The sequence below is a fragment of the Novosphingobium sediminis genome, from assembly GCF_007991615.1.
Lineage (GTDB): Bacteria > Pseudomonadota > Alphaproteobacteria > Sphingomonadales > Sphingomonadaceae > Novosphingobium > Novosphingobium sediminis.
Genome location: NZ_BJYR01000001.1, coordinates 42,602 through 64,536 on the forward strand (window position 1 = coordinate 42,602; position 21,935 = coordinate 64,536).

At 65.6% G+C, this 21,935-nt stretch carries 19 protein-coding genes; 12 read left to right on the forward strand and 7 right to left on the reverse strand.

Annotated elements, in window-relative coordinates; translation table 11 throughout:
• The first annotated feature begins 5 nt into the window (after positions 1–5).
• The 8 genes from NSE01_RS00165 to NSE01_RS00200 are packed head-to-tail and all read left to right on the forward strand — an operon-like array spanning position 6 to position 9,931.
• Positions 6–1,217: an aromatic ring-hydroxylating oxygenase subunit alpha gene (locus NSE01_RS00165; RefSeq protein WP_147157600.1), complete on the forward strand. Its 1,212-nt coding sequence runs from the start codon at positions 6–8 to the stop codon at positions 1,215–1,217.
• Positions 1,207–2,472 (forward strand): cystathionine gamma-synthase family protein, encoded by a 1,266-nt coding sequence (locus tag NSE01_RS00170; protein ID WP_147157601.1) that lies wholly within the window; start codon positions 1,207–1,209, stop codon positions 2,470–2,472. Before NSE01_RS00165 ends, NSE01_RS00170 begins: the two co-directional genes overlap by 11 nt.
• Before the next feature lie 3 nt (positions 2,473–2,475).
• Positions 2,476–3,936: an FAD/NAD(P)-dependent oxidoreductase gene (locus NSE01_RS00175; RefSeq protein ID WP_147157602.1), complete on the forward strand. Its 1,461-nt coding sequence runs from the start codon at positions 2,476–2,478 to the stop codon at positions 3,934–3,936.
• 1 nt (position 3,937) lies between these two features.
• Positions 3,938–5,149 (forward strand): NAD(P)/FAD-dependent oxidoreductase, encoded by a 1,212-nt coding sequence (locus NSE01_RS00180; RefSeq protein ID WP_246134950.1) that lies wholly within the window; start codon positions 3,938–3,940, stop codon positions 5,147–5,149.
• Positions 5,146–6,405: a sarcosine oxidase subunit beta family protein gene (locus NSE01_RS00185; RefSeq protein WP_147157603.1), complete on the forward strand. Its 1,260-nt coding sequence runs from the start codon at positions 5,146–5,148 to the stop codon at positions 6,403–6,405. Before NSE01_RS00180 ends, NSE01_RS00185 begins: the two co-directional genes overlap by 4 nt.
• A gap of 13 nt (positions 6,406–6,418) precedes the next feature.
• On the forward strand, positions 6,419–6,682 hold the full coding sequence (locus NSE01_RS00190; RefSeq protein ID WP_147157604.1) for a sarcosine oxidase subunit delta: 264 nt from the start codon (positions 6,419–6,421) through the stop codon (positions 6,680–6,682).
• Positions 6,679–9,444, forward strand: a complete 2,766-nt coding sequence (locus NSE01_RS00195) for a 2Fe-2S iron-sulfur cluster-binding protein (protein WP_147157605.1) — start codon at positions 6,679–6,681, stop codon at positions 9,442–9,444. Before NSE01_RS00190 ends, NSE01_RS00195 begins: the two co-directional genes overlap by 4 nt.
• Positions 9,437–9,931, forward strand: a complete 495-nt coding sequence (locus NSE01_RS00200) for a hypothetical protein (protein ID WP_170233702.1) — start codon at positions 9,437–9,439, stop codon at positions 9,929–9,931. Before NSE01_RS00195 ends, NSE01_RS00200 begins: the two co-directional genes overlap by 8 nt.
• Before the next feature lie 26 nt (positions 9,932–9,957).
• On the opposite strand, the gene NSE01_RS00205 is transcribed toward NSE01_RS00200, so the two are convergent.
• From NSE01_RS00205 to NSE01_RS00215, 3 genes are all read right to left on the reverse strand, one after another.
• Complete coding sequence (locus tag NSE01_RS00205; protein WP_147157607.1) at positions 9,958–11,322, reverse strand: FAD-dependent oxidoreductase; 1,365 nt, start codon at positions 11,320–11,322, stop codon at positions 9,958–9,960.
• A 103-nt stretch (positions 11,323–11,425) separates the two neighbouring features.
• Positions 11,426–11,824 (reverse strand): PilZ domain-containing protein, encoded by a 399-nt coding sequence (locus tag NSE01_RS00210; protein WP_170233703.1) that lies wholly within the window; start codon positions 11,822–11,824, stop codon positions 11,426–11,428.
• Positions 11,825–12,015: 191 nt separating this feature from the next.
• Positions 12,016–12,714 carry a pirin family protein gene (locus NSE01_RS00215; RefSeq protein ID WP_147157609.1) on the reverse strand — a complete coding sequence of 233 codons (699 nt, stop codon included), beginning with the start codon at positions 12,712–12,714 and terminating at the stop codon, positions 12,016–12,018.
• A 128-nt stretch (positions 12,715–12,842) separates the two neighbouring features.
• Here NSE01_RS00215 and NSE01_RS00220 point away from each other — a divergent pair, with 128 nt between their 5' ends.
• Positions 12,843–13,772 carry a LysR family transcriptional regulator gene (locus NSE01_RS00220; RefSeq protein WP_147157610.1) on the forward strand — a complete coding sequence of 310 codons (930 nt, stop codon included), beginning with the start codon at positions 12,843–12,845 and terminating at the stop codon, positions 13,770–13,772.
• A 12-nt stretch (positions 13,773–13,784) separates the two neighbouring features.
• On the opposite strand, the gene NSE01_RS00225 is transcribed toward NSE01_RS00220, so the two are convergent.
• Positions 13,785–14,978 carry an acyl-CoA dehydrogenase family protein gene (locus tag NSE01_RS00225; protein WP_147157611.1) on the reverse strand — a complete coding sequence of 398 codons (1,194 nt, stop codon included), beginning with the start codon at positions 14,976–14,978 and terminating at the stop codon, positions 13,785–13,787.
• A 148-nt stretch (positions 14,979–15,126) separates the two neighbouring features.
• On the opposite strand from NSE01_RS00225, the gene NSE01_RS00230 reads away from it, so the two are divergent.
• Entirely contained in the window at positions 15,127–16,395 is a 1,269-nt protein-coding gene (locus NSE01_RS00230; RefSeq protein ID WP_147157612.1) for an HD-GYP domain-containing protein, read from the forward strand.
• On the opposite strand, the gene NSE01_RS00235 is transcribed toward NSE01_RS00230, so the two are convergent.
• Together NSE01_RS00235 and NSE01_RS00240 are read right to left on the reverse strand one after the other, a co-directional pair.
• Positions 16,371–18,011, reverse strand: a complete 1,641-nt coding sequence (locus tag NSE01_RS00235) for an NAD(P)/FAD-dependent oxidoreductase (protein WP_147157613.1) — start codon at positions 18,009–18,011, stop codon at positions 16,371–16,373. The genes NSE01_RS00230 and NSE01_RS00235 overlap by 25 nt on opposite strands.
• A 38-nt stretch (positions 18,012–18,049) precedes the next feature.
• Entirely contained in the window at positions 18,050–18,364 is a 315-nt protein-coding gene (locus NSE01_RS00240) for a PilZ domain-containing protein (RefSeq protein ID WP_147157614.1), read from the reverse strand.
• Between the two features lie 87 nt (positions 18,365–18,451).
• Between NSE01_RS00240 and maiA the strand changes: the two genes are divergently transcribed.
• Positions 18,452–19,126, forward strand: a complete 675-nt coding sequence (gene maiA / locus NSE01_RS00245) for a maleylacetoacetate isomerase (RefSeq protein WP_246134951.1) — start codon at positions 18,452–18,454, stop codon at positions 19,124–19,126.
• 35 nt (positions 19,127–19,161) lie between these two features.
• Positions 19,162–20,400, forward strand: coding sequence for a dipeptidase (locus NSE01_RS00250; protein WP_147157615.1), 1,239 nt, complete (start codon positions 19,162–19,164; stop codon positions 20,398–20,400).
• Positions 20,401–20,449: 49 nt separating this feature from the next.
• Here the strand turns inward: NSE01_RS00250 and NSE01_RS00255 are convergent, their stop codons facing one another.
• A complete protein-coding gene (locus NSE01_RS00255) occupies positions 20,450–21,922 on the reverse strand; it encodes a Ppx/GppA phosphatase family protein (RefSeq protein WP_147157616.1) in 1,473 nt (490 codons plus the stop codon).
• Positions 21,923–21,935: the final 13 nt, after the last annotated feature.

Sequence of the window (21,935 nt, forward strand, 5' to 3'; positions counted from 1 at the left end):
CATACATGATCGACCTCAGCCGGATCGGCTCGCTTCTGGCCCAGCGGCCGGAAGGGCACTGCCTCCCCCAGGCGCTCTACAACGACACCGAAGTTTTCGACTTCGACATGACCGCTGTTTACGGCACGAGCTGGCTGATGGCCGGCTTCGAGTGCGAGCTGCCCAAGGCGGGCAGCTACATCTCGCAGATGGTGGGCAAGTGGCCGGTGCTGATCGTGAAGGGCCGCGATGGGGAAATCCGCGCCTTCCACAACACCTGCCGCCACCGCGGCTCGATCCTGTGCGCTACTGGCAGCGGCTCGGCGCCCAAGATCGTTTGCCCCTACCACCGCTGGACGTACGAGCTTGACGGCTCGCTGCTTTCGGCGATGCGCATGGAAGACAATTTCGACAAGGCGGCGCACAGCCTGCGCCCGATCCAGCTCGAACGCGTGGCCGGCTGCCTGTTCATCTGCTTCGATGACAATCCGCCGCCTTTCAACGAATTCGCGATCAAGCTCGAGGAATACCTCGCGCCGCACGATCTCAAGAACGCCAAGCTCGCGTTTGAAAGCACGATCACCGAATATGCCAACTGGAAGCTCGTGATGGAAAACGGGCGCGAGTGCTATCACTGCGCGACCGGACATCCCGAACTGGCAAAGACGTTCCCGGTCGGCATGAAGAAGCACTTCGACGTCGATGGCGATCTGCGCGTGCAGACCTTCCATGAACAGATGGCCGCGCTCGGCCTTGCAACGGACGCGATCGAGGGTGATTGGTGGCAGCTCGCGCGCTTCCTCCTCAATCCGGAAGTCCTGTCGCTGTCGATGGACGGCAAGCACCTCGTCAAGAAGCTGATGTGCGACAAAAATGGCGGTGACATCGGTTCGATGCGTCTCGCTATCGATCCGCACTGCTTCATGCATTCGACCGCCGACCACACCTTCATGTTCAGCGCGATGCCGGTGGGGCCGAAGGAAACTGCCGTCACCGGCAAGTGGCTCGTCCACAAGGATGCCGTCGAGGGCGTCGATTACACGATCGAGAGCCTTTCCGACCTGTGGACCCGCACCAACCTGCAGGACAAGGAACTGGCGGAAAACAATCAGCTCGGCGTGAACAGCCCCGGCTACGTTCCCGGTCCCTACTCCAAGGAGGCCGAACTGCTCGCGCTGCGCTTTACCGACTGGTACTGCGACACTGCCCGCAAGTATGTCGAGAAGCATGGTAGCTGATTCTCCCAAGGGACTCCGTCCCGAAACGCTCGCTGTCGCTTTCGGCTATGATCCGGCTGAGGCGCTCGGCGCGGTCAAACCGCCGGTCTACCTGACTTCGACCTTCATCTACCCCAGCGCCCAGCACGCGAAGGACGTCCATGAGGCGTTCTTCGATGGCACCGGGCCGCTGGCGGGAAAGAAGGGTGAGGGGCACATCTATTCGCGCCTTGGCCATCCGGGGCTCGATATCCTCGAAACGCGCCTTGCCGCGATTGATGGTGCCGAGGCTGCTGCGGCGTTTTCCTCGGGCATGGCGGCGCATTCCTCGATCGCGCTGACGTTCGTGAAGCCCGGTGACAGTGTGCTCCACGGCCGCCCGATCTACGGCGGCGTGGATATGCTTTATGGTTCAGTCATGCCGGGCTTCGGCACCCATGTCGAAACCTACACCGACGGCTGCGACCCGGACGCGGTGCGCGCCGCCGCCCGTGCTGCGCTCGCCAAGGGTCCGCTGGCGTTGATCGTGGCGGAAACCCCGGCCAACCCGACGGCTGCCATCGTCGATCTGGACCTGATGGTTGCGGTGGCGGACGAGATCGGCCGCGAGACGGGGCGCCGTCCGCTGGTCGTTGTCGACAACACCCTGCTCGGGCCCTTCGCGCAGCGGCCGATCGAGCAGGGCGTCGATCTGTGCATGACCTCGCTCACCAAGTACTGCGCCGGGCACAGCGATCTGCTGGCGGGCGGGGTGAGCGGCAGGCTGGAACTGATCCACCAGTTGCGCACCTTGCGCACCACCTGGGGCAACCACCTCGATCCGTTCACCGCGTGGCTTGTTGTGCGCAGCTTTGAATCCGCAGCCGTGCGGATCGAACGGGCGATGGAGAATGCGCGCAAGGTGGCGGAATTCCTCCGCGATCATCCCAAGGTGGCTGGTGTGACCTATCTAGGCTTCCTTGCTGAAGGCACGCCCGCACGCGCGGTCTATGATCGCCAGTGCAAGGGTGCTGGCTCCACGTTCTCGTTCCACCTCCATGGCGGTGAGGCGGAATCGTTCCGCATGCTCGATGCGCTGAAGCTGCTGAAGCTGGCGGTCAGCCTTGGCGGATCGGAAACGCTGATCTGCCACTCGGCGACGACCACGCACTATGCCGTCCCGCGCGAGGGGCGTCTTGCCGGCGGCATTACCGATGGCACGATGCGCCTGTCCGTTGGGCTTGAACACGCTGACGATATCATCGCCGATCTCTCCCAGGCGCTAGAGGCTGTCTGACCAATGCATATCAACAATGGCACCGATCCCCATGCGATCGGCACGAAGCTCCCTGCGCCCGAGGCGCGCTATGACATGGTTGTCGTGGGGGCAGGGCCTGCTGGCCTGACTGCTGCGCTCGCCGGGGCAGGGGAGGGCAAGTCCGTCCTCTTGGTCGACGAGAACCCGATCCCCGGCGCTGCCATGGGCAACGATGTGCCGCTCCTGTTCGGCGGCCGCATGACCACGGCGACGCAGAACGCCGAGCGCATGCTCGAGACCGTGTTCATGAGCGAGCCGATGCTGGAAGCCGCGATGGACGCGGGCGTCGAAGTCCTGCTCGGCACCAGCGCCTGGGGCGTCTACCGCAATGGTGCGGGCATCACGGGCCTGCCCGAAAACGTCGTTGCGCTGGCGGACAAGGATCGCGGGTGGATCGTCGGTTATAACGAACTCGTCCTCGCGACCGGCGCACGCGATCTGGCCATCGGCTTTCCTGGCTGGAACCAGCCGGGCGTTATGGGCGCGGCCGCGCTTGAACGCCTGCTGGCGCACTACGAAGCCTTCGCCGGCAAGCGCATCCTCATTGTCGGCAGCCACAACCTCGCTCTCGAAACCGCGCTCCTTGCCCGCGACAAGGGCGTCGATGTGGCGGGCCTCGTCGAAGTCCGCAGCGCGCCGCAGGGCGATGCCGCGCTCGCCGAAGCCGTCCGCGCTGCGCAGATCCCGTTCTATCTGGAAGACGCCCCTGCCGAAGCCATCGGCGGCATCGACGGCGTCGAACGTGTCCGCCTGCGCTCGGGCGCCGAGATCGCGGTCGATACGGTCGTCCTCGCCATCGGCCTTGTCCCCTCGATCGAACTGATCGATGCGATGGGCGGCAAGCGCGTGCTCGATGGCGCGCGCGGAGGCTATATTCCGGGCGATAACGACGGCGTGACCTGCGTCGGCGATTGCGCGGGCCTTGCCGATACCGGCTTCGACCACGTGGACTACCGCATGGAATGGGCGCGCGAACTCGGCAAGCTGTCGAAGGGCGACACCATCGTCTGCCAGTGCGAGGAAGTGACCCGCGCCGACCTGCTCGGCGTCCAGCCCCCGCGCTACCTCGAGCGCCCTGCGCCGATGCAGGCGCGTTCGCTCGATACGCTGATCAAGGATGGCCCGCCTAACCCGGACCAGATCAAGCGCCTCACCCGCGCCGGCATGGGCGTGTGCCAGGGCCGCCGCTGCCGCGATCAGGTGGCGATGATGTTGGCGATGGCTGCGGATGGCCCGTTTGGCTCGGTCCCGCTCGCCACCCACCGCGCGCCGGTCCGTCCGCTCCCGCTTCGTATTCTCGCGGATTGGGAAGAAAGCGAAGAAATGCGCGCCGGATGGGACGTGTGGTTCGGCATCCCGACCCAGTGGGTGCCCTACCGCGATATCGATACGCCGCGCGAGCGCGAGCACCAAACCGCCATTGCCGAAGGGTGGAGCCTCTAAGATGACCTACGTCGGTATGCCCACTCCGAAGGAAACCCCGCAGGAAACCATGGCGAAGATCGCCGGTTCTGCGAAAGGAATGAAGGTCGTCATTGTCGGCGGCGGCGTTTCCGGCCTCAGTGCCGGCTGGTGGCTCGCCCGCTCGGGTGCTGAGGTCACGGTGCTCGACAAGGGCATCGTCGGCTGGGAAGCCTCGGGCCGCAACGGCGGCGGCGCTTCGCACTATCAGAGCCCGCTGTTCGAGGAAGAGCAGCGCATGTGGCCGCACATGGACGCGCTGCTCGGCTATCCGACCGAGCATCAGCAGGAGCGGCTGGTCATCGCAGTCAGCCCCAAGCAGCTGAATCAATACCATTATCTCGCCAAGATGAACAATGACATGGGCTACCGTGTCGATCTGCTTGATGGCGATCAGGTGCGCAGCATGGTGCCGCTGGCGGGGGACAACTGCCTCGGCGGCATGCACTACCGCTTCGGCGGCCATGCCAATCCGCAGCGTTCCGTTCAGGCCTATGCCTGGGCGCTGCAGGATCTTGGCGGGCGCATCTACCAGCACAGCCCGGTGACGGGGTTTGAGACCGTTGGCGGCAAGGTCACCGCGGTCCATGCAACTTCAGGCCGCCACGAATGTGATGCTGTCGTCGTCGCGGCAGGTCCGCAGATCCAGGCGCTCATGGCGAAGCTGGGCGTCGAAGTCCCGCTCGCTGCCGCGCGCGCCGAAATGATTGTGACCGAGCCTGCGCCGATGATGCCCATCGGCGGCGTCGACGGGAACGGCCTCTATGGCCGTCAGACCCTGCGCGGCAATCTCGCCTATGGTGGCGGTCCGCACGAATGGCTGGAAACGTTCGAGGCTGGCCCGCCCGCGCGTCCGTCCTCGCCGCTCACGCGCAATCTTGCGCGGCGCGTGGCAGAGCTGTTCCCCAAGGCCGCACACCTCAACGTGATCCGCTCGTGGGCGGGCATCGTCGAGAACACGCCCGATGGCCGCCCGATCATCGACCGGATGAAGGACCCGGAAAACGTGACTGTCATCACGATGTCCGGCGTCGGCTTCGGCCTTTCGCCTGCCTCGGGCCACGCGGTGCGCGATCTCGTTGTCGACGGGGCGTGCAGCTTCACCGACATCGCCAAGATCAGCCTCTCGCGTTTTGACGGCATCGGCGCGGACTGGCGCGAGCAGCGCGGCTGGCAGGCACCGAAAGCGGCATGAAGACGCCCTATTCCGCCTTTAGCCTGCTGCGCGGCGCGCTGAACGGGCAAAAGCATTGGGAACCGGCGTGGCGCGATCCTGAGCCGCGCGCCAGCTATGATGTCATCATCATCGGCGGCGGCGGGCACGGCCTTGCCACGGCCTATTACCTCGCCAAGGTCCATGGCATCCGCAATGTCGCGGTGCTGGAAAAGAGCTGGATCGGCGGCGGCAATGTCGGGCGCAACACCACGCTGGTGCGCTCCAACTATCGCCTGCCGCAGCTGCACAACTTCTTCGAATTCGGCCTCAAGCTGTGGCACGGCCTGAGCGACGATCTGAACTACAACGTCATGTTCAGCCCGCGCGGCGCGATGTTCCTCGGTCATAACGATGGCGACATGATCAAGCTCGCCGAACGCGGCGATGCCATGCGCTGCGACGGGATCGACGCTGAGCTGCTCACGCCGAAGCAGATCGCCAAGATCGAACCGCTGCTCGACCTCAGCCGCGATGCCCGCTTCCCCATCGACGGCGCGCTGATCCAGTGGCGCGCCGGCACCGCGCGGCATGATGCGGTTGCGTGGGGCTATGCCCGCGCTGCGGATGCGCTGGGCGTCGATATCATCCAGAAATGCGAAGTGACCGGCTTCGTGAAGGACGGCAACCGGATCACCGGCGTCGAGACCACTCGCGGCCGCATCCTTGCGGGCCGGACCGGCATCTGCGTCGCGGGCCACAGCGGCCATGTCGCGGGCCTCGCGGGCCTGCGCTTGCCGATTGAATCGCAGACGCTGCAGGCGCTCGTCACCGAAGGCGTCAAGCCGATGGTGCAGTCGGTCATCATGTCGCAGTCGCTGCATTTCTACGTCAGCCAGTCCGACAAGGGCGGCATCGTGATGGGCGGTGATCCGGACAACTGGCCGAGCTATGCTCGCCGCGGCCAGCCGACGATCAAGGAGCATGCCATCGCGCAGGCGGTGACCTGCATGCCCGCGCTCTCGCGCCTCAGGATGCTGCGCACCTGGTCGGGCGTGACGGACATGAGCTTCGACGGATCGCCGATCATCGGGCCGAGCCCGATTGACGGGCTCTATCTCAACGCCGGCTGGTGCTATGGCGGCTTCAAGGCGACGCCTGCCTCGGGCTGGACTTATGCCCACACGCTCGCCACCGGCAAGCCGCACGAACTCAACGCACCCTTCAGCCTCGAACGCTTCATGACCGGTGCCACGATCGACGAAACGTCCGTCGGTCCGTTCCCGAACCACCGCTGAGACAGGCACAGACATGTACCAGATCACCTGTCCCCACTGCGGCCCGCGCGCCCAGACCGAGTTCACCTATGAGCGCACGACCGACTCCGTTGTCGATCCCGCTGGCGATGCGCAGACCGCGATGCAGGCGCTCTACACCCGCGCCAATCCGATGGGGCTCGATGATGAAATCTGGCGCCACACCTATGGTTGCCGTGCTTGGATGGTGCTCACCCGCCATCGCGTGACGCACGAGATCACCGCCGTGAAGGCTATTGGCCCGGAGGCGCTGCCATGAGCGGCCCGAACCGTCCCGCCACTGGCGCGGAAACGATTGCCTTCACCTTCGACGGCACGACTTACCACGCCCGCCCGGGTGACACGCTTGCGGCTGCGCTGCTGGCGAACGGCGTCGGCCTTGTTGCTCGCAGCTTCAAGTACCACCGCCCGCGCGGGATCATGACGGCGGGGATCGAGGAGCCCAATGCGCTCGTCACCATCGGCACAGGTGGCCGAGCCGAGCCCAATACCCGCGCGACCGATGTGTTTGTCTATCCCGGCATGGTCGCGAACAGCCAGAACCGCTGGCCGAGCCTGGCGTTCGATGTGGCGTCGATTTTCGGCCTTGCCGCACCTGCGCTTGGCGCGGGGTTCTACTACAAGACCTTCTTCGGCCCGGCGAAGCACTGGATGCTCTACGAGGGCTTCATCCGCCGCGCCGCTGGGCTCGGCAATGCGCCGACCGAAGCGGACCCGGACAACTTCTCCCAGAAGGCCGGTTTCTGCGATGTGCTCGTTGTCGGTTCGGGCCCCGCCGGTCTCAAGGCCGCGCTCGATGCAGCCGAAGCGGGCAGCCGCGTCATGCTCGTCGAGCAGGATGCCGTCCTCGGCGGTTCCCTGCTGCGCGATCCCGATCCGTCGATCGACGTCGCCGCGATGGTGGAGCGGATCAGGGCGCTTGGCGGCGAAGTGCTGCTGCGCACGACGGCCTCCGGCTACTGGGATCACAACTTCCTCACACTGACACAGCGTCTTGCCGAACCCGGCGCGGTGCCCGAGCATGGCTTCGCCCAGCGCCTGTGGCACGTGCGGGCAGGGCGGGTGATCCTCGCCACCGGCCTGATCGAGCGCCCGGTGCCTTTCGCGAACAACGACCATCCCGGCGTGATGCTGAGCCAGGCCGTGCGCAGCTACGTGCGGCGCTGGGGTGTGCTTCCCGGCAAACGCGTCGTCATCGCCACCAATAATGACGATGCCTACCTGACGGCCGAAGCGCTGGTGGACGCAGGCGCGGAAGTCGTTGCCCTACTCGATGCGCGCGCGTCCGGCCCTGCCGCGCCAGCTGGCGTCACCGTGTATCACGATGCACGGCCCTCCAGCGTGACCGGTCGCAAGCATGCGCTGCGCAAGGTGACGGCGGTCATCTGCGGCAGCGAGCAGAGTTTCGATGCCGACCTCATCGCCGTCTCGGGCGGCTTCGTCCCTGTCTCGCACCTCCACATGCAGGCTGGCGGCAAGCTGACGTGGAACGAAGAGGCGCAGGCTTTCATCCCCGGTGAGACACCGCAGGCCTGCGAAACGGTCGGCGCTGCGCTCAATCCGCTTCCTGCGCCTGCCATTGCACCTGTCGGCAAGGCCAAGAAGAGTTTCGTCGATTTCCAGAATGACGTCAGCCTCGCGGACATCGATCTCGCTTGGCAGGAAGGCTATCGCTCGGTCGAGCACCTCAAGCGCTACACCACGCTCGGCATGGCGACCGATCAGGGCAAGACCAGCAACATGGTCGCCTTGTCGCGTCTGGCCGAACGCCAAGGGGTGACGGTACCCGAGGCCGGCCTCACCACGTTTCGCCCGCCGTACACGCCGGTCACCATGGGCCTGCTGGCGGGCGCCGGCGCACGCAATGCGGGGGCACACGTGCGCCGGATCCCCCTTCATGCGCTGCACGCGGCGCATGATCCGATCTGGCAGCCTTTGGGCTACTGGTTCCGCCCGCGCGCCTATCCGGTGAACGGCGAGAGCCTTGCGGAGGCGTCACTGCGCGAGGCGCGTACCGTGCGTACTCTGGCTGGCCTCAGCGATGTGTCGACGCTCGGCAAGTTTGAAGTGAGCGGCCCCGATGCCGCCGCGCTGCTCGAACTGGTCTGCGCCACCACGGTTGGCAAGCTGGCAGTCGGGCGCGGGCGCTACACGTTCATGTGCCGCGAGGACGGGTTCGTGAACGACGACGGCACCGTCTGGCGCCTCGCCGAAAACCGCTATCTGCTGACGAGCTCGACAGGCGGTGCTGACCGCATGGCGCACCATATCTCTTACGTGCGCAACAGCCTGCGGCTCGATCTCAAGTGCTCGGTGGTCAACGTGCAGGAGCACTACGCCGGCATCGCGCTGGCTGGCCCCAAGGCGCGTGCGATCCTCGCCAGCCTTATCGGCGCCGAGCCGCCGCGCCACATGGGCTATGCGCCGGGCGTGCTGGCAGGCGTACCCGTCCATGTCCTCGCTGCAAGCTATAGCGGTGAGCGTGCGTTCGAAATCCATGTGGAGGCGACCCACGCCGCCGTCGTCTGGCACGCCATCGAAGCGGCGACCCGCGTAGAAGGCGGCGCGCCCTATGGCCTTGAAGCTATGGAGCTCCTGCGCATCGAGAAGGGCCACGTGGTCGTCGGCGGCGAAGTCGATGGCCGCTCCACGCCGCACGATCTTGGTCTTGGCGGAATGCTCAACAAGGCGGGCGGCTTTATCGGTGCGGCGGGTCTGACGCGGCCTGCGCTCTCGGCTCCGAACCGGAACAACCTCGTCGGCCTAGTCAGCCTTGATGGCCCGATCCCCGAAGGCGGGATGCTGATCCAGCGGGCGGGCCAGTCGCCGCAAGGGCATGTCACCGCCGCAGCGCGCCGCATTCTGGAAGGCGGGGCCATTGCGCTCGCGCTGCTCCAGGGTGGGCACAAGCGCCACGGCGAGGAGATGATCGTGACATCGCCCACGCGCGGCGAGAAGGCCCGCGTTCGGGTAACCTCGCCGCACTTCTATGATCCCGCCGGGGAACGCTACCGTGACTGATACGACCTCGATCATCGCTCTTCCGGCCGCTCCGCTCCACGCGCTGGAGATCTGGAGCAATCCTGTCGCCGTCGGCGCGCGCATCCAGAAGGGGCTGGGCTTTGCGCCTCCGCCGCTGAACCGCAGCACCGGCAATACGGCGACCACGCTGCTGCGCTATGAGCCGACTGTGTGGCTGGTCGAAGGCGACGTGTCGGTGCTTGCTGACACCCTTGGCGATGATGGCGGGCTGACGGGCATCGGTGGCGGCATCGTCCGCTTTCGCATTGCGGGGCCGGGCTGGCGCGAACTGCTGCTGGAGGGCGGCGTGTTCGACACCAGCGCGGCTGCATTCCCGGCTGGCGCCACTGCGGCGACGGTGATCGACCACGTCGGTGTGCGGCTCCACGCGGAAAGCGAAGACGCCTGCGTGGCCTATGTGCCCGCGAGTTATGCGGAAGGCCTGCACCATTTCTGGGAAGAAGCGCTGCCGCTGCTGGGGGCCTGACCGCTCGCGATGACGGCTTTTGTTAATTAGTGAATCCGCGCGCCCTGCCGCCTGAGCTCCGCCTGCACCGCCGCAATATCAACGCTGGCGAAGTCTCGTCCGGTCTTCACCGCAATCGCCGCTGCAACACCTGCGCCCTGGCCTGAAACCGCGCAGCACATCATGTTGCGCACCGCCGCATGGCTCACCTTGTCGCCGCCGATCACACGGCCCGCAACGATCAGGTTGGTGATCCCCTGCGGCACCATCGAGCGGTACGGGACATGGAAGTATCGGCCTGTCGTCGGCAGGATTAGCAGACCATAACCATCGATGAACTCTGGGAAAATGCCGATGGAGTCTTCGAACCGCGCTTCGCCGCGCACGTCATCCCCGGTCATGTTGTAGAGCGCGTCGATCTTGCGCGTATCGCGGATGCCCAGCGTCATGCCGAAGTTGCGCAGCTTGGCTCCTTCGCAGCCCGGCATATAGGCGCGCAGGGCGGCAATCGCGTGCATGGCGTCGGCGCGGCCATCCATTTCGCCGCGCGTCAGACTGTCGGGATCGGTGCCATCGAGATAGTGATGAACGAGGTTGAGGTAGGTGAGGTCTCCCTGATCCGAAACCGTGCCCCACGTGCCTGCAATCGTCGCGAGGTTGGGGGGCAGCAGCCCCGCTTTGAGCGCCTGCCGGAAGGGCTTTCTCAGGAACGGCGAGAACATTTCGTCCTCCTTGCCGCTCGTGGTGATGTCCCATTCGCCGCCGCCTGACCAATCGCCATAAGTCTGCGGATCGGCCTTCACGGCTTCGATGAAGCGCGCCTTGTTGACGCCGCTCATCGAGAACATGACCGAGACGGACATCATCTCGTCAACCGGGTGCTTGATCGTTGGCGCGCCGCCGCGGAAGGCAAGGTCGGCATCGCCGGTTGCGTCGATCACGCTGGCGGCAAGGATCGCTTCGCGCCCCGCCTTGCTCTCGACGATCACGCCCTTGATCACGTCACCTTCCATGATCGGCGCGACGACCAACCGGTGCAGCATCGGGATCACGCCCGCTTCCTTCACCAGCACGTCGGCCACGTGCTTGAAGGCCTCTGCATCGAGTGCATGGCTGATCGACTGCGGCTCGGGCAGGGCGGCGTCCATGGCGATGGCGCGGTCTTCGAACTCGCGGCCGATGCCTTCGCTGTCGATGGTGGTGGGATGGCGATACCAGGCAAAGCCCTCGACGCCGACTTGCGTGATATTGCCGCCGAAGCAGCCGTAGCGCTCGACCAGCGTCGTCTTCACGCCGGCGCGTGCAGAGGCGAGAGCTGCGGCGAGGCCCCCTGGCCCCGAGCCCACGACAAGGACATCGGTCTCGTGGATCACGTCGATCCGGCGGGCGGGCTCTTCGATATGCTTGGTCATGGCCCAGCAGCATGGCGCATGTGCAGAGCGGGTCAACCAGCCCAGAACGCCGGGCTGCCCATTAAGCAAGTCTGATGTAGGACTTTACCCCGCCTGATGTTGATCAGACGCGGCGGATGCGCGAGGGGTCGGTCATCGGGGTGATGACGCGGTGGCGAGTTTCGACCTTCCACTCGCCCGAGACCTGCGCGACGTGTGCCTGACGCTGCAGCGCACGGCCAAGCGCCTCAAGATCGAGCGGCATATCGAGTTGCATGCCGAAGGTGTGTCCGCCGAACCAGCGAACGATGCCGGTCACTTCCTGATCGCCGGGCAACACAATAGCGACGCGCTCTCCGCGAACGGGGGCGGGGCCGCGCGCGCTTGCGCCGAGGCCGGTTTCCGAGACATTGCGGATGACGATATCCTGCACCTCGCCATCCCGGTGGACCAGACGTGCGCGAATGATGCGCGGCTGGCGCTGGGCCCGAACGATTTGATCCGTCGGTGGAATGGGAGCCATGTAAGACATCTAGCGCACCACTACCTTGAAACGAGCCTTCGGGCGCTGGTCCTGCGCCTTCGAACCATTGTGGATCAATAGCGGTTAATGATCCGTTATGGATGCTCTTTCGCGGACGCAAATCGAGCAATAATTCCACATGCTTGCGTCGCGGGGAGCCCGGATGCCTTCCGAGACTCCCCGCGAACGCCTTACGCCGCGTCGACCATGACGATTTCGCTGTCTTCCAGCGCCGTCACGGTCAGCACGTCGAGGTCGCGAATCGCTGCGCCATCGCGTGCATTCACTGTCACATCTTCGATCTTCACCGCCCCGGAAGCGGGCACGAGGTAGGCCTTGCGGTCCTTGCCGAGCGGGTACGTGGCCGTCTCGCCAGCACGCAAGGTGGCGCCAAGCACGCGGGCATCGGTGCGGATGGGCAGGGCATCGCCATCGCCTTCATAGCCCGAAGCCAAGGCCACGAACTGCCCGGCGCGCTCGCCCTTGGGGAAAGGACGCGCGCCCCAGCCCGGAGCCTCGCCGCTGCGTGTCGGCATGATCCAGATCTGGAAGATGCGGGTGGTCACGTCTTCCATGTTGTATTCCGAATGGCGGATGCCGGTGCCGGCGCTCATCACCTGCACATCGCCCGCTTCGGTCCGGCCCTTGTTGCCCAGATTGTCCTGATGGGTGATGGCGCCTTCGCGGACGTAGGTGATGATTTCCATGTCGCGGTGCGGATGCGGCGGGAAACCTGTTTTCGGCGCGATGGTATCGTCGTTCCACACGCGCAGGTTGCCCCAGTGCATCCGCGCCGGATCGTGATACTCGGCAAACGAGAAGTGGTGCTTGGCATCGAGCCAGCCGTGGTTGGCACCGCCGAGGCTGGCAAAGGGACGCAGTTCGATCATGGCCTGTACTCCTGTGCTGCACCCGCCGCCGGATGGGGCAGGGCGCTTTCGTTGGAGCCGATATAGAGCTTGCTCACTTTCCTGTTCAGAGGGATAAAGTGTTCCGATTTGTTCGATGGAGTTGAATAGTGGCGAACCCCGGCACCCCTACGCTCGATCAGTTGCGGATCTTCCTCACCATCGTTGATACCGGCAGCTTTGCGGGGGCTGCCCGCGCATTGGGCCGCGCCGTTTCGGTCATCGGCTACGGCGTCGCCAATCTGGAAGCGCAGCTCGGCGTCATTCTGTTCGACCGCGAGGGCACGCGCAAGCCGCAGTTGACGGTGGCCGGGCGCGCGCTGCTGGCCGAGGCGCGCGCGATCGCGCAGGGCGTCGATGGCCTGCGCGCCAAGGTCAAGGGACTGCTCGACGGGCTGGAGGCAGAGGTCGATCTCGCGGTCGATGTCATGGTCCCGCCCGAACGGCTCGCCGCCGTGCTACGCGGGTTTGCCTCCGCGTTCCCGACCGTGCAACTGCGGCTCCATGTCGAGGCGCTCGGCGCGGTCAGCGCGATGGTGCAGGCGCGCACGGCAACGATCGGCGTGTCCGGCCCGCTTGCCGCTGAAATGCCCGAGATCGAAGGCAAGGTGGCCGGGGCCACGCTGCTCGTCCCGGTCGCTGCACCCGATCACCCGCTTGGCCGGATGACCGAGATACTGCCGGGCGCGGGGCGCGATTATATCCAGCTTGTCCTGTCCGACCGTTCCGGCACCACGGCAGGGCGCGATTTCGGCGTTGTCAGTCCCAAAACCTGGCGGCTCGCCGATCTCGGCGCCAAGCACGCCTTGCTGCGCGAGGGCATCGGGTGGGGCAACATGCCGCTGCCGATGATTGAAGGCGATCTTGCGGCAGGGACGCTCACCCGGCTTGCCATGCCCGATCACCCCGGCGGCGCCTATCGCTTCACCGCGATCTGGCGCCGCGATACACCGCCGGGCCCCGCCGCGCAGTGGCTGCTCGATCAGTTCGTCGCGCTGGGCGTGCCCGATGCCGAGGCCTGCAACACACCTGATGTGTGAAGGCTGTCAGTCTCAGCCGACGCCCGCTGCGAAATCCTTCAGCATCTGCTTGGCGATCACCAGTTGCATGATCTGCGTGGTGCCTTCGTAGATGCGGTAGATTCGCGCATCGCGGAAGAAGCGCTCGGCTTCGTACTCGGCGAGGTAGCCCGCGCCGCCGTGGATCTGCACGCAGCGATCCGCCACGCGCCCGCACATTTCCGAAGCGAACATCTTAAAGGCGGCGGCTTCCATCAGGATTTTCTGGCCTGAGTCCGCCTTGGCAATGGCATCGCGCATCATGCACTGCGCGGCGTAGATCTCGGCCTGGCTGTCCGCCAGCATCGCCTGGATCAGCTGGAATTGCGCGATCGGTTCGCCGAACGCCTTGCGCTCGTTCGCATAGCGGATCGCGGTATCGAGGAAGCGCCGCGCTTGTGCCGTTGCCGCTGCGCCCACCGAGAGCCGCCCGTTGTCGAGGCTCTGCATCGCGGTGGCAAAGCCCCTGCCTTCCTCGCTGCCGAGGAGTGCCTCACCCGGGACATAGACATCCTCGAGAATGATGTCCCCGATATGACTGCCCTGCTGGCCCATCTTCTTGTCGGACTTGCCGCGCGTCACGCCCGGCGTATCAAGCGGCACGAGGAAGGCCGAGACATGGGCGTTGCGAGGCAGGTTTTCCTTGGAAGTGCGCGCCATGATGAGGCCCACCTTCGCGTAGGGCGCATTGGTGATGTAGCGCTTGGTGCCATTGAGCACATAGCCGTTGCCCGAACGAACGGCCATTGTCGCAAGGCCCGCCGAGTCCGAACCGGAACCCGGCTCCGTTAGTCCGAACGCGGCGATCTCACCTGCGGCCAGGCGGGGCAGCCATTCGGCCTTCTGCTCGGCCGTACCGGCATTCTTGATCGCCGAGCAGACCATGCCGATGTTGATCGAGATGATCGAGCGGAACGCCGGCATTGCATAGCTGATGGCGTGGATGGTTTCGATATACTGGCTGATGTTCATGCCTGCGCCGCCGTATTCCTCGGGCATGGTGAGGCCGAACAGCCCCATCTCGCGCATTTCGGCGAGCAGGTCTTCGGGGATCGCATCGCCGGCAATCACTTGCGCCTCGGCGGGAATCAGCCGTTCCCGCACATAGCGCTGCAGTTGCTCGAGGAATTGGGCGAAAACCTCTGGGTCCATGCCGGGATTGACGGTGGCGCTGGGCGCAGTGCTCATCAGGTCGTCCTCATCGTTTTGCTTTTCTTTCCAACGCTAGCCAAGAATTCGGCTCGGGGGAATGACCCTTTGCGCACCCTCATCAGGGTGAATGCGTAGCTGTGCGGTGAGCCGGTTTCAGCCACACCGGTGGCATGCACCCTCCATCATGCTGAAACGCGTAGAAACCTCCGAGCTCCGGCTCGGCATGTTCATCAACAAGCTGGAGGGGAGCTGGTTCAAGCATCCCTTCTGGAAGAGCAAGTTCGTGCTCGAAGAGATGTGGATGCTCGAGGCGCTGCTGGGCAGTGCGGTTGAAGCGGTCATCATCGATACCGAACGCGGGCTCAATAACGTGCCCGAGCGCGAAATGGTCGCAGCCGGTGCCGCGCCACCTTCGCGCGGAATGCCCCTGGTGCCGCCGCGCCCCGCAGCCAACAAATTTGCCGCCGCCCGCGTCGCTACCGCCAAGGAGTTTGGCACCGCGCGCAAGATCGCGGAGCGCCATTCCAAGCTCGTCAGCCGGGTCTTCATCGAAGCTCGCCTCGGTCGCGGCATCAGTGCGCGCACAGTCGATCCGCTGATCGACGATATCTACGCTTCGGTGCAGCGCAATCTCTACGCTTTCAACGGCCTCCTGCGTTGCCGCGAGGACAGCGAGGAAACCTATCGCCATGCGCTCGCCGCCAGCGCGCTGATGATCGCTCTCGCGCGTCAGATGAACCTTTCCGCTGCCGAAACGCGCGAGGCGGGCATGGCGGGTCTGCTCATGGATATCGGCGCCAATCAGGAAACCGGCGGACCGCCGCATCCTGAGGATGCGTGGTCTGGCGCCGCCGACGATCCCGAAGGCGATCTGCATTGCCAGCATGTCCTTGCCGGCCATGCCCTGCTGAAGGCTGCGGGCGATATTCCGGACGCGGTGCTGAAGGTGTGTATGCGCCATCACGAACGGCTCGACGGCTGCGGCTATCCGAACCGTCTTTCGGGCAGCGAGATCGACCAAATCTCCCGCATGGCCGCGATCTGCGATACCTATGATCTGCTCGTCGCGGGCAAGGATCATCGCCCCGGCCTCGATCCTGCCGAGGCGATCCGCCACATGGGCGAACATTGCGACGGGCTCGATCCCGCGATCATGGTCGATTTCATCGAAATGATCGGCATCTTCCCGATCGGCGCCTTCGTTGAACTGCGCTCGGGCCGTCTCGCCATGGTCGTCGATGAAGACCCCACCGAACGCGCGCTGCCAACCGTCCTCACCTTCTGGTCGAAGCCGCTGGGCAAGAAGATCAGGAGCGAGGCAATCACGCTCTCGCAGTGCTACGGCGCGGACGAGATCATCGGCATTGCCCAGCTTGGCGGGCTTGATCTGCCACCGCTCGGCGCGCTGCGACAATCGCTGCTGAGTGCCTACACCCGCGCTGCGGCGGACTGACCCAGCAGATCTTGCGCAAGCGCTTCGGCGACGCGGATGCCGTCCACAGCGGCCGAGAGAATGCCGCCCGCATAGCCCGCGCCTTCGCCCGCCGGGTAAAGACCATGGGTGTTGAGGCTCTGTAAATCGCCGCCGCGTGTGATCCGTACCGGGGACGAGGTGCGCGTTTCGACGCCCGTCAGCACTACGTCCGGGTGGTCATAGCCAGGCATCTGGCGGCCGAACACCGGCAGCGCTTCGCGCATCGCAGCGACGGCAAAGTCCGGCAGGCACTGCGCCAGATCGGTCGGCGTTACACCGGGCTGATAGGATGGCGTGATCGAACCGAAGCTCGTCGAAGGCCTCCCGCCGAGGAAGTCCTCCAGCCGCTGCCCCGGCGCGCGGTAGTTGCTACCGCCTGCAACGTAGGCCAGTTCCTCCCACTTGCGCTGGAAGGCGACGCCCGCGAGCGGCCCGCCGGGATAATCGCGCTCCGGGGTGATATCGACGACGAGGCCGGAATTGGCGTTGAACTCGGCACGCGAATACTGGCTCATGCCATTGGTCACGACACGCCCCGGCTCGGAAGCCGCCGCCACCACGCGGCCGCCCGGACACATGCAGAAGCTGTATACCGAACGTCCAAGGCTCGTCTGGTGCGCCAGCGAATAGGCGGCGGGGCCGAGGATCGGATGCCCCGCGCCGGGGCCATAGCGCGCCACATCGACCAGCCGTTGCGGATGCTCGATCCGCACGCCGACGGCAAAAGGCTTGGCCTCGATATGCACACCCGCTGCGTGGAGCACGGCAAAGGTATCGCGCGCGGAATGGCCCACCGCCATGATGACGCGCTTGGCCGGAAGCACTTCGCCGTTGGATAGCAAGAGGCCCTCGAGCTGCCGCTCGCCCTTGTCGTCCTTGCCGATGACGAAATCCTCGACCCGCGTCTCGAACCGGTATTCGCCGCCCAGCGCCTCAATCGTCTCGCGGATCGACATGACCATCGTCACCAGCCGGAATGTGCCGACATGCGGGTGCGCTTCGGTGAGGATTTCTGGCGGCGCGCCGGCCTTCACGAATTCGGTCAGCACCTTGCGGCCGAGGTGGCGAGGATCCTTGATCCGGCTGTAGAGCTTGCCATCCGAAAACGTGCCGGCGCCGCCTTCACCAAACTGCACGTTCGATTCCGGGGTCAACTCGCTCCGGCGCCACAGACCCCAGGTATCCTTCGTCCGTGCCCGCACGGCCTTGCCGCGTTCGACGATGATGGGCTTCAGCCCCATCTGCGCGAGGATCAGCGCGGCCAGCAGCCCACACGGCCCGGCACCGATCACCACCGGGCGCGGGCCTTGCCAGCCCTCTGGCGCCATGACCGGGAAGCGGTAGCTGGTATCGGGGGAGGGACGCACATGCACGTCGCCCACATGGCGCGCCAGCACGGCGGCTTCATCGGCCACGCTGGCATCGATCGCATAGACCAGCTTGATCGCAGACTTGCGCCGCGCATCGTTGCCGCGCTTTGCCACGCTGTAGCGGAGCAGCGCGGCAGGCTCGATCTCCAGCCGCTCGGCAATCGCGGCTTCGAGTTCGGCACTCGTGTGATCGAGGGGAAGCTTGAGTTCGGTTAGGCGAAGCATTCCCGTCCCCTACCCACTAGCGGGGCAAGGGGGAAGCTTCAGTGCATGTGGCCGGCCACAATCGCATCAAACACCGCCTCATGCAGCGGCTCGATGAACGCGCAGCCGGCTTCGAAGCGGTCTACCCACACCACCTTTGCCTGACGCGGCGGCAGGCCGGGCAGGGTGATCCAGACGCATTCGCCCACCCGCAGCCGCTCCATACCGGCGAGGCGCAGGCCATGGCACGAAAGATCGAGGATCTGGGCTGCCAGCCGCACGATCGTGCGCCGATATTGCACGCGCACCATCAGCGGGCGGCGCTCGGACTGGCGCTCCTGCTGGGGACGTTGCTCGGGCAATTCGGCGGACATGGGAACTCCGGCTGGCCTGTCAGGCATGAACAGACTTGGCGGATATACATCCGTAATGACTACTATTCCTTTAACTCGATAGAAATGATGACAGACGGCGGATTTCCGCGCTATTCGCCGCGCATGGACCTTGTTCTCCACACCTACTGGCGCTCATCTGCGGCATGGCGGGTGCGCACGGCGCTGGCGCTCAAGGGCCTGCAATGGGAGGCCGCACCCCACAATCTGCGCACGAACGAGCAGACCGCGCCCGATTATGTTGCGCGCAATCCGCAGGGGCTGGTGCCCGCGCTAGAGGTCGATGGCGCGGTGCTGACGCAGAGCCTTGCGATTATCGAATACCTTGAGGAGCGCTTTCCCGAACCGCCGCTGCTCCCGGCCGATCCGCTCGAACGCGCCCGCGTCCGTGCGTTCGCGCTGGCCGTCGCCTGCGACATCCACCCGGTGCAGAACTTGCGCGTGCTGCGCATGCTCCGCGCGCGCGGGCTGGATCAGGCGGCGGTCGATGGCTGGGCGCGTGAGGTAATCGAGGGCGGGCTTGAGGCCTGTTCGCGCCTGATCGCGGACCGCAGCGGGCCTTACTGCTTCGGCGAGTCGATCACGCTCGCCGATATTACCCTGATCCCGCAGCTGGCCAATGCCCGCCGCTTCGGCGCACGGATCGACTACCCAAGGCTCGAAGCGATTGAAGTCGCCGCCCTCGCGCACCCGGCCTTCGCCGCATCGCGCCCGGATGCTCAGGCAGACGCCGATCCAGCCTGATTGACATTCTCGGGCGCAGCGCGAAGGTTGCCCCGATGCACACCCGATCAATCCTGCTCGCCGCCTCTGCAGCCCTCGCTTTACTTGCAGCCGGTCCCGCCAACGCAGCGCCGAAGAAAGCTCCTGCCGATCCCGCGACCGCGCTGCAACAGCGCTTGCTTACGCTCGATACGCACCTCGATACGCCCGCCTCGCTTGCGCTGCCCGGCTGGTCGATCATGGACGCGCACACGGTGGCGCAGGATTACACACAGGTCGATCTGCCGCGCATGAAGCGGGGCGGGCTCGATGGCGGCTTCTGGGCGATCTACACGCCGCAAGGCCCGCTCACGCCAGATGCCACCCGCAAGGCGCGCGATTTCGCGTTCCTGCGCGCGGCTGCGATCCGCGAAATGGTCGCCGCCCACCCCGAAAGCTTCGCGCTTGCCAGCAAGGCGGCCGATGCTGCCGCGATCAAGGCCAGCGGCAAGCGCGTGGTCTACCTCTCGATCGAGAATGCCTGGCCGCTCGGCGATGATCCCACGCTCCTGCGCAGCTTCTACGCGATGGGCGTGCGCATTTCCGGCTTCGCGCATTTCCGCACCAACCAGTTTGCCGATAGCTCTACCGACAAGGCCAAATGGGATGGCCTCAGCCCGCTCGGCGTGCAGCTTCTGGCAGAAATGAACCGCCTTGGGGTCGTCCCCGATCTCTCGCACAGCTCGGACCGCGCGCTTGATGACGCGCTGCGCCTCTCGAAGGCACCGCTTGTGCTCACCCATTCCGGCTGCAAGGCGGTGTTCGACCATCCGCGCAACATCGACGATGCGCACCTGAAGGCGCTCGCGGAAGCAGGCGGGGTCATCCAGATCAACTCGGTCTATGTGAAGGGCCTGAAGCAACGCACCGAGCGCGACGCAGCGATGAAGGCGCTTGAGGAAAAGTACCCGGAAGACAGGACGCTAACCGCCGACGAGCGTGACGCCATGCTCGCCGAGCGCCATGCCATCGATACTAAGTACCCCGAAGTGCGTGCGACGTTCGATGACGTGATGGCAAACCTGCTGCATGCGTTGAAGGTGGCGGGTGTCGATCATGTCGGCATCGGGCTCGATTGGGACGGCGGCGGCGGCGTTACCGGGCTTGAGGACATCGCCGACCTGCCCAGGATCACCAAGGCGCTGCTCGCGGCAGGCTACACCGAAGCGGATGTCGCCAAGATCTGGTCGGGCAACGTCTTGCGGGTTCTGGCTGCGGCCGAAGCGGAAGCGGCCAAGGAGCAGGCAGGGAGCTGAACAGAAGCGCTTCGCTACGCCGAAGCGTGGGGTGGCGGTGGCGAGCGCGCTACCGCACTTCCGGTTTCAGCCCCAGATGCGCTGCCAGCACTTTCAGGTCGCGCTCCACGCCTTCGTTGACCAGCACTGCGATCTGCGGCTGCACGGCCAGCACCAGCGTGCCATTCTCCACCCGCAGCGCGCTGCCGCTGATCCCTTGCGCGGTATTGCCGCTGAAGCGCCGGCACAGGCGGGTTGCGAGACCCCACGCTTGTGCTTCGCGCAGTTTTTCGGGTGAGGCGAGCTTTGCGAGATCGGCCGGCAAATCTGAGCGGCCGGTGTTGGCAATCATCGCCGCTGCCAGCATCGCGCGGTCTGCCGGACCTGCGCCGATCCAGCGCTTGCGCAGTGCCCATTCGCGCGCAAGATCGCCGCGCAAGTTGGGTTCGACCATTGCGGTGGCGAGGCACAGCATGGTCGCTGTCAGCCGCAGGTGCTCGGATCCTGCCGTTTCGGGCTGGCGCGCGGCGCCTGTCCAGCCAGTCACCATCGCGGCCGTCCCGGCGGCAATGCCATATTCGGTGGCAAAGGCAGCGGCGCCGGCCACCAGCGGATCCTGCATCCGCACGCCTTCCGCCATGCTCTCCCACAAGAGCCCTTCGCGCAGGCCCCATGAGGAAAACACCAGCCGCCCCGGCTGCAACGCGCGGATCAGCACGAACAGCAGCGCCGCCGTATCGGGAAGGGACGCAAGGCGCGAGCTTGAAAGCCCCGGCACCGGCGCCAGCGTTTCGGGCTTGCGCTTCGCCAGCGCCTTGGCGAGCGCCTGCGCCTGCGGTGCCCCAATCTCGAACCCGTGCGGATCGTCGATCGGCCAGCCCGCGGCATTCATCGCATGGCGGGCGAATGCGCGCAGCGATCCGCCGACGAGATAGAGTGTCGAGCCGGGGTCCGCGCGCCATTCCGCACGCTTGAGCATCTTGGCGATGGTTTGCCCGAACGCGCGCTCGCCGCCGGCGCGAAGGCCCGGCAGCCGCAAGGTTCCCAGCGGCAGCGAGGTGCCATGTCGGCAGCCCTGCGCATTGACATCGACCAGTTCTAGGCTGCCCCCGCCGAGATCGCCCACCACGCCCTGCGCGCGTGGAAACGCTCCTATCACGCCGTGCGCGCTGGTGATCGCTTCTTCCTCGCCGCTCAGCAGCCGGGGCGAGAGGCCCAGAGCGCGGATCCGGTCAAGGAACTCCGGCCCGTTGACCGCATCGCGCACCGCCGCCGTCGCCACCACATCGACATCGCTGATCCCCTTGAGATCGAGCAGCGTACGATAGCGGGCGAGGCTTGCCAGTGCGGTGGCGGAGGCCCGCGCGCCCAGCTTGCCATTTTCCGCCACGCTCTTGCCCAGCCGGGCGGTCACCTTCTCATTGTGCAGCACATCGGGTGCGCGCGCCGGGCCGCCATAGATGACGAGGCGCACGGTGTTCGAACCGATGTCGATGATCGCCCGGGTGGGCACATAGGCAGAGGCGCGGGTGAAGCGGGTCATTCAGTCCGGTCGC